The 12,261-nt window shown below is 37.6% G+C and carries 12 protein-coding genes; 9 read left to right on the top strand and 3 right to left on the bottom strand.

Annotation, left to right across the window (positions count from 1 at the left end; genetic code table 11):
- Positions 1–63 precede the first annotated feature (63 nt).
- Positions 64–1,599: a 2-isopropylmalate synthase gene (locus tag H7A25_23705; protein MCP5502927.1), complete on the bottom strand. Its 1,536-nt coding sequence runs from the start codon at positions 1,597–1,599 to the stop codon at positions 64–66.
- Between the two features lie 257 nt (positions 1,600–1,856).
- Between H7A25_23705 and H7A25_23700 the strand changes: the two genes are divergently transcribed.
- Together H7A25_23700 and H7A25_23695 are read left to right on the top strand one after the other, a co-directional pair.
- A complete protein-coding gene (locus tag H7A25_23700; GenBank protein MCP5502926.1) occupies positions 1,857–2,582 on the top strand; it encodes a M48 family metallopeptidase in 726 nt (241 codons plus the stop codon).
- 35 nt (positions 2,583–2,617) lie between these two features.
- A complete protein-coding gene (locus H7A25_23695; protein MCP5502925.1) occupies positions 2,618–3,199 on the top strand; it encodes a TIGR00730 family Rossman fold protein in 582 nt (193 codons plus the stop codon).
- 517 nt (positions 3,200–3,716) lie between these two features.
- Here the strand turns inward: H7A25_23695 and H7A25_23690 are convergent.
- Positions 3,717–3,899 (bottom strand): hypothetical protein, encoded by a 183-nt coding sequence (locus H7A25_23690; GenBank protein MCP5502924.1) that lies wholly within the window; start codon positions 3,897–3,899, stop codon positions 3,717–3,719.
- Between the two features lie 72 nt (positions 3,900–3,971).
- On the opposite strand from H7A25_23690, the gene H7A25_23685 reads away from it, so the two are divergent.
- Genes H7A25_23685 through H7A25_23670 form a run of 4 tightly spaced genes read left to right on the top strand, consistent with a single transcriptional unit; the run spans position 3,972 to position 8,313 of the window.
- Positions 3,972–4,556 carry a peroxiredoxin gene (locus H7A25_23685; protein MCP5502923.1) on the top strand — a complete coding sequence of 195 codons (585 nt, stop codon included), beginning with the start codon at positions 3,972–3,974 and terminating at the stop codon, positions 4,554–4,556.
- Positions 4,557–4,611: 55 nt separating this feature from the next.
- Entirely contained in the window at positions 4,612–6,030 is a 1,419-nt protein-coding gene (gene sufB, locus H7A25_23680; GenBank protein ID MCP5502922.1) for a Fe-S cluster assembly protein SufB, read from the top strand.
- A gap of 40 nt (positions 6,031–6,070) precedes the next feature.
- A complete protein-coding gene (gene rlmN, locus H7A25_23675; protein MCP5502921.1) occupies positions 6,071–7,102 on the top strand; it encodes a 23S rRNA (adenine(2503)-C(2))-methyltransferase RlmN in 1,032 nt (343 codons plus the stop codon).
- Positions 7,103–7,140: 38 nt separating this feature from the next.
- Positions 7,141–8,313, top strand: a complete 1,173-nt coding sequence (locus H7A25_23670; GenBank protein ID MCP5502920.1) for a tetratricopeptide repeat protein — start codon at positions 7,141–7,143, stop codon at positions 8,311–8,313.
- A 139-nt stretch (positions 8,314–8,452) separates the two neighbouring features.
- On the opposite strand, the gene H7A25_23665 is transcribed toward H7A25_23670, so the two are convergent.
- A complete protein-coding gene (locus H7A25_23665) occupies positions 8,453–9,112 on the bottom strand; it encodes a Uma2 family endonuclease (GenBank protein ID MCP5502919.1) in 660 nt (219 codons plus the stop codon).
- Positions 9,113–9,387: 275 nt separating this feature from the next.
- On the opposite strand from H7A25_23665, the gene H7A25_23660 reads away from it, so the two are divergent.
- Genes H7A25_23660 through H7A25_23650 form a run of 3 tightly spaced genes read left to right on the top strand, consistent with a single transcriptional unit; the run spans position 9,388 to position 12,253 of the window.
- A complete protein-coding gene (locus H7A25_23660) occupies positions 9,388–10,125 on the top strand; it encodes a hypothetical protein (GenBank protein MCP5502918.1) in 738 nt (245 codons plus the stop codon).
- Complete coding sequence (locus H7A25_23655) at positions 10,122–10,637, top strand: hypothetical protein (GenBank protein ID MCP5502917.1); 516 nt, start codon at positions 10,122–10,124, stop codon at positions 10,635–10,637. The genes H7A25_23660 and H7A25_23655 overlap by 4 nt, the downstream gene beginning before the upstream one ends.
- 38 nt (positions 10,638–10,675) lie before the next feature.
- Positions 10,676–12,253: a hypothetical protein gene (locus H7A25_23650; GenBank protein MCP5502916.1), complete on the top strand. Its 1,578-nt coding sequence runs from the start codon at positions 10,676–10,678 to the stop codon at positions 12,251–12,253.
- The last annotated feature ends 8 nt before the right edge of the window (positions 12,254–12,261 follow it).

Below are 12,261 nucleotides of genomic sequence, written 5' to 3'. Positions count from 1 at the left end.
GTGAGAAAGTGTTTTCTCACCTGATATAAACTTATCTCTAAAGAAACTCCATAAAAAAAGAGATTAAGCAATGTTACTTAGACCCGGGTGCGATTTCTTAAACCTATTATATGCAGAAAGGATTGAATTTTGCCTGGCATCTTCTACATCACCCGATATATAAGCTCCCCAGAAAGTATGACGATGATACTCAATTCTCGAAAAGCAAATATATCTATCTCCTTTTAACTCCGAAATAATTTGAATTGGCTTTATATCTATTAAATCCAATTCAGAATCATTTTTTCGAGCATTCATAAAATGTATAGAAAAAAGATTATAAATCTCTTCAGCACCAATTTCTGAAAAATTTTCATCTGCGAATTTCTGAATTTCTTTAGATACTATTGGCTGCATTTCTTTTGGTATCGAGATTCCATATTCTTTTTCTAAAACATAAGCTACTCCTCCTTTTCCTGACTGGCTATTAATTCGGATTATAGAATCATAGGTTCTTCCTATGTCTTCCGGATCGATAGGAATATAAGGCACATCCCAAAAAACCTCCTCAGTTTCCTTTCTGTATCTCATTCCTTTAGATATTGCATCCTGATGGGAACCGGAAAAGGCGGTATAAACTAGCTCTCCAGCGTACGGCTGACGTTCCGGTACTTTTATTTTATTGCATTTTTCAGCAATATGTATGGCCCGATTCAGGTTTGAAAGATCAATTTTAGGGTCGACTCCTTGAGTATACAAGTTCAATGCAAATGTAACTATATCCATGTTTCCGGATCGTTCTCCATTTCCAAAAAGAGTTCCTTCTACCCTGTCGGCCCCTGCAAGAACGGAGAGTTCTGCCGCAGCAACCGCACAACCCCTGTCATTGTGCGTATGAACACTCAGGGTGATTCTATCCCTATTGCTGATATGTTTATGAAACCACTCGATTCTATCTGCAAAAATGTTAGGTGTGGACATTTCTACAGTCGCCGGCAAGTTAAGGATTAAATTATGTCCTCCATAAAAATTCCATTCTTCCCGGACAGCTTCGCACATTTCATAAGCAAAGTCTAATTCTGTAGCTGTGAAACTTTCAGGAGAATACTGTAGTTGAATATTTCCTGTAAAGTTACGAGCCTGTTTTTTTATCTCTTTGACTCCATCTACTGCAATATTGATTATCTCCTGCTTACTTTTCCGAAATACAATATTTCTTTGTATTGTCGAAGTTGAATTGTACAGGTGAATGATCACATTTTCAGCTCCTTTAATGGAGTCCATGGTTTTACTTATTAATTCCTTCCTTGCCTGTGTAATCACCTGTATTTTAGTATCACGAGGAATACATTTATCTTCTATGATTTTGCGAGTAAACTTATATTCCACTTCTGAGGCTGAAGGAAAACCTATTTCAATCTCCTTGAACTGCATATCAATGAGGACTTGAAACATTTCCATTTTTTCTTCCAGATTCATCGGTTGGATAAGGGCCTGATTCCCATCTCGTAAGTCCACCGAGCACAGTATGGGTGCTACCTGTATTGTATTGGATGGCCAGTTTCTGTTTTCTAAAGAAACTACTGGATACGCTTTGTATTTTCCCTGGATTTGGTACATTTTTCTCTCCATTGATTAGTATTGTAGAATATAATAAAAATCTAAATAACTATAAATTTAGCAGGCACAAATTGCCTGAGAAGCTATGTTGAAAAAATTAGACCTGGAGGAGGAGGTACAGAAAGATTGAGGTGGTGATAGAAATAAAATTGAAGTTAAAAGAAAAAAACTTCCGGTTTATTTTAGTTGCTCTTTCCATAGTAACTTTCAATATTGTTATTATATCTGTTTTGTCAAGAATTTTTAAAGGGAATTTTATGGCCGGTCAGAAAAATATTACCATTGAAGGAATTGGGCAGGTAAAGCTGTTAAAAAATAAAAGGGTAAAGAAATTTATCCTCAAGCTTGAACCTGTATCGAATCTGCCGGTACTCACATTTCCTGCCGGAATTTCCTATAAGGATGCTGCTTTTTTTATTATTCACAATAAAACCTGGTTTTTGGAAGCAAAAGAACGTCTGCTTGAAAGATTACAGGGCATAACCGAATATTCAGACAAAAAAACCTTTTATACAGAGCATCATAAACTGGAATTTATAAAGCGAGATAGTTCTATTTTTACCCTTAAATACTCTGGTAATAAGGCAGTGATTTATTGTCCGAAAAATACAAACTTCTCCGATCCGGAGATTCAGAGAAAACTACGAGCTATGGTAGACAGGATCTATAAAAAAGAGGCGGCTGAGCATCTACCGGGAAGAGTTGAAAATTTGGCTAAGAAACACGGATTTTCTTATAAAGATATACAGATAAAAAGTATGAAATCTCGCTGGGGTAGTTGTTCGGGAGAAAATGTGATTCAGTTAAATTCCCATGTTGTGAGACTTCCGGAAAATCTTCAGGATTATGTAATTTTACATGAATTGGCCCACACCGTAGAAAAAAATCATGGAGAAGGTTTTTGGAAACTGCTGGATGAGTCTCACCCGGAAACAAAAGAAAGCGATGATGAACTAAAAGATTATCATCCTTCAATTTATTGAATTACTTCTTTTATAGGAAACCGATAATCAAGATTATGAAGAATGCAATTTGTGTTTTTTGTGGCTCTTCTCCCGGAACTGAAGAGTCCTATTCCCAGGCTGCGGAAGAGCTGGCAAAAGCTCTGGCTAAAAATGGGCTTAGCCTGGTCTACGGAGGAGGGTCTCTGGGACTCATGGGTAAGATGGCCGATGTGGTTTTGGGAAATGGAGGAACTGTAGTGGGGGTTATCCCTGAATTTATGTCTCAAAAAGAAGTCATGCACCGGGGACTTAGTGAAATACACATTGTTTCTTCTATGCACGAAAGAAAGGCTCTAATGGGAAACCTGGCAGATGCCTTTATATGTCTACCGGGTGGAGTGGGCACTCTTGAAGAGATGTTTGAGGTGATTTCCTGGCTGCAATTGGGAATTCATAATAAACCGGTCAGCATTTTAAATATTGATTCCTACTATGATAAACTTTTGGATTTCTTGCAATATTCCGTGGAAAAGGGTTTCATAAGACAGGAAAATTTTGAGAGAATCATAATCGATACGGATCCGGAGCGTTTACTATATTCCATTTATGACAGTTCTAAAAATCGGATTTTTTCATTTGATGATTCGTTTACCTGAGTAAAGCCTGTGGATTTAAAACAAATTGACTCTCCCGAAATTAAGCTTCAGGCTTATTGTCGACTCAGGGACTTTCAGAAACTTATGCAGGAATATGAAGAATACGGAGAAGTGTTTATCAACTATTGATACCTGAATCCACCAGGCCTTTTCATAGCTTCTATAAATTTGACATTGGTTTTAAGACTCCTATTTTCTGCTTTTCTTTTTTCTGTAAAGCGGCATAATTGACGATTATACAGATCGCTAATCCTATCTATGATGTAGTGTTTCGCTATCTAATGGAAGATAAGAAGATAGCCAGGCCAAAGAACAAGCATTACAGGCTGAAGAATTAGCACTACAGGCTAAGGAACAGGCCTTAAAACAGAACGAAGCCCTAATTCAGGAAATTGAACGACTGAAGAAACAAATGGGCAAGGGATAAATGTTAATGAACAGCTTCCTGAAGAATTTTAACAAATCTTTATAATCTACTTTGGCCTGCTCTGACCATCTAACTCTAAAAAAAGGCATTTTAGAGACTCTCAATATATTGATCGATTTCTTTTTCAACTATCTCAATATAAATGAGCCTTCCATTGCGAATATCATCCAAACCTTTTTTTAAAGCTTGAATTTCCCATGTGGAAGGTTTTCTGGACAATATGTGAAAGGCAAATGAGAATGGATATACTTCCTGAAATAAAATTAGAATCATTATAAAAAATGCTTTCCAAAATGCTTCCTCTTTTTAGACTTGATCTAAAAAATAGTATATAGGAGACATTTTATGCCACAGGTTACATCACAGGCACCTGATTTTACTGCAACAGCTGTTGTAGGATCTGAATTCAAAACCATTAAACTTTCTGATTATAAGGGAAAATGGGTAGTTCTTTTCTTTTATCCATTGGATTTTACTTTTGTTTGCCCCACTGAAATTATTGAATACGATGCCAAGCTGGATGAATTTAAAAAGTTAGGCGCAGAGGTTTTAGGTGTTTCGATTGATAGTGAGTTCAGTCACCTTGCCTGGAAAAATACTCCCCGTAAACAGGGTGGAATCGGTGATATCAAGTATCCTTTAATTGCAGATATTACTAAGAAAATTTCTGCTGATTTTGGCGTTCTTACTGAGGGTGGCGTTGCTCTTCGTGGAACTTTCCTGATTGACCCGAAAGGTGTAATTCGTCAGGCTACTGTAAATGACCTTCCGGTAGGAAGAAATATAAATGAAGCCATTCGTTTAATAAAAGCTTTCCAATACGTGGAAAAACACGGTGAAGTTTGCCCTGCAAACTGGGAAGAAGGTGGAAAAACGATGGTGGCTGAACCTGAAAAGTCTAAAGAATATTTTTCAGCTGTTAATAAATAATCAATAAATTGCAACAGTCAGGGTGTATAGCCCTGTTCATGCAGGAGGTGGACGAATGTATTCAATGGAAATGGAAGAAAAGTATTACAGACCGGATAATTTCCCAAGAGGTCTTTCCAGAAAAGTTGTAGAGTCCATCTCCCATATAAAAAATGAGCCTGCCTGGCTCACCGAGTTTCGTTTAAAAGCCTTTGAAATCTATGAATCTAAACCCATGCCTGACTGGGGTTTCTTTCCCGAGTTCAATGTAGATATTAATAGCTACGTTCATTACGTAGGAGCCAATTTTAAGAAGAAAAAGTCCTGGGATGACGTAGACCCGGAAGTGTTGAAAAGCTTTGAAAAGCTTGGCATCCCGGAACATGAGCGAAAATACCTCGCCGGTATCGAAGCCATGAATGATTCCGAGACTGTATATGCCAATGTAAAAAAAGAACTCGAAGAACTGGGAATTATCTTTTGTGATATCGATACAGCTATTCGAGAATACCCGGATCTGGTTCGGAAATACCTCGGAACCGTTGTTACTATCGGTGATAATAAATTCTCTGCCCTCAATAGCTGCGTTTTCAGCGGTGGTTCTTTTGCTTTTGTTCCAAAAGGTGTCAAAACCCCCATGCCACTTCAGGCGTATTTTAAAGTCAGTGCCGCTCAATCCGGCCAATACGAGAGAACTCTTTTGATTGCCGATGAGGGTGCCGATCTGGAATACAGCGAAGGTTGTAGTTCTGTTCAGGATAAGGGAACCAATTTTCATACGGCTGTTGTGGAGCTCATAGCCCATAAAAGTGCAAAGATCCAGTATACGACTATTCAAAACTGGAAAAAGAATATGTATAACTGGACGGTTAAACGCGGACTCTGCCATGAAAAAGCCCATATTACCTGGACAGATGTGAATGTTGGTGCCAATACCATTAAATATCCCGGGATTATTTTAAAAGGGGATGATTCTAAGGGTTCGGTACTTTCTTTAGCTTTTGCCGGCGAAAAGCAAATTCAGGATACCGGAGCAAGGATTATACATATCGGAAAAAATACCCGTAGCAATGTTTTAGCAAAGGGAGTTTCTCTGGATGGAGGAATTAACTCCTACCGTGGCCTGGTTAAATTCGAACCCTCTTCGCAAAATTCTTTTAGCCATGTGAAATGTGATGGCCTGCTTATGGATGATCATTCGAGGTCACATGCCTATCCTTATAATGATATTTCCGGAGAACATGGTTCTTTGAATTATGAAGCGACCGTATCGAAGATTGATGAGGATCAGCTTTTTTATCTCCAAACACGGGGGCTTACGGAAGACGATGCGAAACTTTTGATAGTAAATGGTTTCTGTGAGAGCATTGTAAAAGAGCTAAATGTAGAATATTCTGTAGAAATGACCAAGCTGATTCGTATGATTTTAGAAGATGGAAAAGTTATTCAGGAACAGGATACGAAAACCCAAAAGAAACCTGTTACGAGTAATTGAAATAACTTGACAATCTGTATCGAAAGTACTTTTTAAGACCATGGCAACAAAACAGGTTTTAAAAGGTCTCAGTCCGGAGGAATTGAAATCTTTTTTTCAATCTATAGGAGAGCCTGCCTTTCGAGCCAAACAGCTTTATTCCGGTCTTTATAAAAATCGCTATTCATCTTTTTCTGAGTTTACCTCTTTTTCTTTAGGTTTACGGCAAAAATTAGAGGAAACAGCAGAGCTTCCTTCCTTTCAGGTTCACAAAGATTTACAGTCGAAGCTGGATGGAACCCGAAAATTTAGTTTTATTGTGGGAGAACAAAGAGAAATCGAAGCTGTCTGGATTCCTTCCGAAGATGGAAACAGAAAAACCATTTGCATTTCTTCTCAGGTTGGTTGTACTCTGGCCTGTGAATTTTGTGCCACGGGAAAGCTACCTTTTAAAGGGAACCTGAAGGCCTGGCAAATTTTGGAGCAGGTCCTGATGGTTGAAAAATTAAGCGGAGAAAAGGCCAGTAATATTGTATTTATGGGAATGGGAGAGCCCATGCATAATTATCATTCCGTCATGAAAGCAGCTTCCATTCTTTCCGATCCGGATGCCTTCGGTCTGGGAACCAGACGCATTACTATTTCTACTTCCGGTGATATCAAGGGTATAGAAAGGTTTATCCGTAAAAAAGAACCCTATAACTTTGCAATTTCTTTGAATCATCCGGACCCGGAAAAGAGGGGAGATATCATGGGAATCGATAAAAAGTATCCACTCGAAGATTTGATAGAAGCAGCCAGAAATTTCACCCGAACCTTAAATCGACGCATTACCTTTGAATATATCCTGATTCCGGGAGTTAATATGGGCCAGGAGAACGCAAAAAAATTAAAACGTCTCGTCAGTAGCCTGAACTGTAAGCTGAACCTGATCCCTTTAAATACCGAGTTTAACGGCTGGAGGCGGCCAACAGAATCCGAAATTGAGGAGTTTCGAGAACAAATAAAAGCTTCCGGTGTGCCTGTTATGAACCGTCGTTCTCCCGGTAAGGATATAAATGGAGCCTGCGGAATGTTGGCACTGAAAGGCTAAAGCTTAAACTTTTTGAAAACATTCCGATACTTGAATAGATGAAATATATAGTTAGCCTTTTCCTGTTTTTATTTTTTTCCCAATCTATTTTCTCGGACGAAAAGATTGTATACGCTTTTCGTAGCTCTACAGACCTCGATCATATCCGCATGAGGATAATCGGTGAAACTTTAAGTATGGAAAAAGCTTCCATTTTTGAAGCTAAGCCCAAATACCGTATGACTAAAATGGATACCAGGCTTGATTATGTTACTGTTAAAATTCTCGATAATCCGGGAATCCGGGTGGGGCAAACTCTGTATTTAATTGAAAAGAATCCCGATCATAAGGCGTACAGGCATGGTAATATTGTGGGAGAAATTAAAGTTATCTCGATTTATAATACAACTTTTTTCGGTCAGCGCTTGAGGGGAGAAGGTCATCTGCGTTTAATTGAAAGTAAGCAAATGACAGTAGCTATGCCGATGGAATCGGAAAAACTAAAAGATGCAATTGTTGTAAAAAAACAGGGGGATTATTTTGCAAACCAGGGAATGATTCCGGAAGCAATTCTTTCCTATCGAAAGTCGATTCGCTTGGATTCGTATTACCCGGATGTTCATTATGCTCTCGGACGTCTTCACATGAAAAAAGGAGGAGAAGGGTATGTATCTGCCGGTTTTGAGTTTTTACAGGCCTGGAAGAATCGGGACAAGTTTTCTGTGGATAATGAAAAGTTTGAATTTTACGTGGACTATATAAAATATCTAAATTACCGATTTAAGTTGGAATATCTGGGAAGAGATAGTTCTATTAAACCCCTTAAAAAAGCGATTCGTGTATTTCAAGAAGCAAAGCAAATTCATCCAAAAGATTATGAATTAATTCTGGCAGTAGCTGAATCCTATTACTTATTATTTGAAAATTCTTTAAATTCCAAGCAGGAGGAAAAGAAAAGGGATCTGGAATATGCAGAAAAAGCAGAAGAATATATTAATAATTGCTTAAATGTTCGCTCCAATGATTACAGGTTGCAACGTATAGCCGCTCTTTACTATTACCAGCTCTGGAGAGATCCGAATAGCCGGGCTTTAAAAGGTGACAGCGATAGAGAGAGAGAAGCCTTATACCGAGAGAAAACCAGGTTACATGCGAATCAGTATAGAACTTTTAAACCTTCCAGACTAAAGTTGGACAAGCAGATTATACGGATTCTGGAAGAATTCCGCTAAGCCGGCCTTGATAAATACATCGAAGGCGAATCAGTGCTTGTTCGCTTTCGGAAAATTGTTATATTGCAATTGCTTTTAATAATATTGTCCTAACTCTTTTTGGTTATTGAGCATGGCAAGAATACCTTAAAAATTCCTCCTAAGCAAACACATCTCCCACATTTAATGTGAATCCTTCAATAGCTTTGGATGTGATACTATCTCCTTTTTCTGCTGTTTTTTGGTGAATCATGATTCCGGCCTGGTTGTGATAGACTTCTATGTTTTCTTTTTTCAGGTTTACTATCCAGTATTCATCTACGCCGAATTTGCCGTAGTTGCGCATCTTTTCGTTTCGGTCTTTGCTTTCTGTGGATTTAGAAATGATTTCGAGAACAAAGTCCGGTGCTCCAAAAATAAACTTTTTTATGATCGATGAACGTTTGATAGATACAAAGAGAATATCCGGTTGATAGATATTCTTTTCATCCAGATGCACATCCATAGGTGAATAGGCAACTTTTCCCAGGTTATTCTGTTGAACATAGTTTCCTATTTTTAATATTAAGTTAAAAGAAATTTCCTGATGGTTAAAATAGGGTGAAGCCATAAAAACAAGTTCTCCTTCTATGAGCTGGTAAGGTGCGCGGTAGGGCAGTTTGGCATAATCATCCGCCGTGAATCGTTTATCAGAAGTGATTTGTGTGATGACATATTGCCCGGTTTCTTTATCAAAGAATAGAATCTGTTCACCAATAGTGATGAAGTCCTTATTCCTCAGGAGACTTTCAAGGCTTATCGGCTGTAAAAAATCGCTCATTTGTATAGAATGAGCTTTCTTAAACCCGAAAGGCAAGCACTTTTTAGCAAACATCGGTGATACGATTTTCCACTATCAGGCTAATCTCCTACTGAACTTTCCGTTCATCGAGCGGAGTCGAGATGCACGACTCCTTACAACACCGATGTGCGACTTTAACAATTGCGATGATTTTTATGAAAAAAATATAGAAAGTTTGACAATATTCTTTCATGTTTTTATTATGACTGTATGAAGCATTTTACGTCTTTACGTCTTTACGTCTTTACGCCTTTATGGTTGTATTATTTGCTCTGATGAATTGTCTTGGAACCGGTAAATCCAAACAGGAGGTTCTTGGTTTACTCATAAGTTCTGATTTAAATTCTTTATTACAGAAAAAAGGCACACCTTCGGTGACTATTGACCTACCTATTGATGATAACGATGAATCATCTTCCAAAGATAGTGATGATAAGGATAAAACCGAAGAATCTCCTCTCCCTGCAAAAACACCTCCCGTAATTGATCCCGACCCAAAGAGAGAAGATACCCGCTACCTATTAACTTCAGAAGAAATAGAGTATATTTCTGATTTTGAAGAGAAACTTAGAGAATCAGGTTCTCTGTCAGAAGAGAACTTAAAAGAAAACGAGAAAGATTTGCAGGATCTGGTTCACTTTGAAATCCCAACACAGGATGATTTGGATATGTTTGCAGATGAAGTTGAACTGGGATTACCTCATAAAAAAAGAATCCCAAGTTTAGAAGAGGAAAAAAAGAAGCAAGAATACTTATTTGCTAAGATTGAAGCTTTTTATGCAGATGCAGGAACTAAAGTGATTAAAGCATCTGATGAGGAGCTAAAAACGATTCTCCTTAACGTGTCTTCGAATATACGATTGAACCAGATTCTTGTTGATAGAACTACAAAAGAGGGTCTTGCTGCATCTTGCTTACAGAAAAATTTGGAATTAGTGGTTTATCTCAGACGTAGAATTATTGCAGAAATGATTAAAAGAGACATCCGATGAAAACTAAAATCCTTCTCATCCTGTGTATGATTGTGTTCACTTTGGGTTGTGAAAGTAAGAAAAAGAAAAGTGTTACAATAAAACTACTGGAAAGTCTCGCTATGGTAAAATTCTGGTATACCTGGCAGGGAGTTCATACATGCACTAGCAGAAACTATAGATACGTTCCTTTAGAGATTAATACTTCTGTCGCATCGTATAAATTTGTGCATTATCGAGTTTCTAATGTTGTAAATGGAAGTAAAATAAAACTGACTTACACTGGCACGGATCCTATAGCAGAAATTGTAGGAGGACCATATTTTTGTGATTTTCTTGATTTTGAAAGAGGCAGTTACTCATTTTGCAAAAATGATTCCGGCAGTATTTCTGTATCACTTAAAAATTTTGAAAAAATATGTATAATAGATTACAGTTTATTTCCCGCTATTCCAAATTCACTTATAATTAGTATTGGCGGTTATCAGACAGAATCATCTGAGGTTAGCTATATTCTGGAGGTAATGAATTGAAAGATTTTACTAAATGTTTTTCAATACTCCTTTTTGTTATGAGATTATATGCTTATGAAGGTGGTGCTGATAGTGATTTAATGAATCATTGTGATACCATTAAAATTCGGGATACGAAGAATACTTCATTATACAACTCAGAAAAAACGAAGATTACGTTTTACGGAGACAGTCGTATGGACTTAGTCGATGGAGGAGGTATATGGGCAAGCAGCACAATGGATCAAATATTAAATGTCCCCTACAGTACTATTCCACTCTACGTTCCTCAAAATGATGTTCCGCCCTATGCGGAAGAAGACAAATTTGAAAATGAAGATATTCAAAATTTTGGAGTTAGCGGGGCGACTACCGGTGATATATTAGAACATTTAAATAGATGTTTTGTACCCGATCAGGTTAAATATAAAGTAGGTAGACGATTTGTCTATCATGCCGGCGGAAATAATTTTTTACATGCTATTGCACCATCTTTAGCTTTATCGGAATCTAAAAAAGGACATAAACTCTTACCTGTTGCTCTGGGTTGGATTTTTGAAGAGGCAAAAAAAAGTGTTCGTTCTGAATTAGAACAAATCGTTACTATATTAAAAAATAATTCCAGTGAAACTGTAGATGGAAAAAAGGATGTGCTGGTGGTAGGAGGTTATCCTGCACTATTTTGGTATACTCCGGTACCGCCTGATAATAAGACATATATCATTAATAACCTTGTAAATCCCTTTGCTCAAAATCCGGATAAAATAAACGGTTATCTATTTTTTTTAAATGCCACTCTTTATATTTCTGTAGGTCTTTCTCAAATGGAGGGAGATTATCAAGGTATAGCAGAAAGACACAAAGTTCATTATCTGAAAGTCTGGGATGAGATGTATGATGTTTTGTATATCGCTCCAGATTTAATTCACCCTAATGGCCTGGGCTTTAACAAATGGGGAAGTGTTGTTGGAAAGAAATTACGAGAAATAAAGTTTCATACCGAAAAGAAGAGTATTGAATTTACTTCAACAGGGAATCAATGGTTTGATAAAGAAATACGACTACGTATTGCAAGAGATGATTTGGAAGAAAAACTTTCTGAATTAAAAAAGAAGAAAGCTGAATTGGAACTCAGGGAACGAAATTTGAAGGAAATTCAAGACAAAATTAGGGAAGCAGAATATAAGATATCGTTAGTTAAGAAAAGGATTGAAAAGGTAGATTCACAAATTACCGAAACAAAATCAAAGATAGCAGCTTTGGATTTGCAAATTGAAGAAGCCAGGCAACAGGGTAAATTGGAGGAGGAAAAAATCCTTGCTGAGCAAAAGAAACAGGAAGAAGAACGCTTAATACAATTAGAAATAGAAAAGCAAAAAGCGGAAGCAGCAAGATTAGAGGAAGAGAGACAAAAGCAATTACTCGCAATACAACAGGCGGAAGCAGCACGCAAAGCAGAAGTTGCAAGACAAGAAGCAGAGGCAGCACGTCTTTCTATATTGGCAGCCCAGGAGAGAGAGCGGCAGGCAACGGAAGCTGCAAGAAAGGCAGCGGAAGAAGCTGAAGCGGCGAGGATAGAACAGGAAAGGATTAATCTAATTGCAGCCTGTTTCTTTTTAGGAATATGTCATCTATGAGGAGAATA

It is taken from the genome of Leptospiraceae bacterium (assembly GCA_024233835.1).
Taxonomy (GTDB): Bacteria; Spirochaetota; Leptospiria; order Leptospirales; family Leptospiraceae; genus JACKPC01.
Note: the sequence above shows the minus strand (reverse complement) of the source record. Positions and strands in the feature narration are given on the sequence as shown.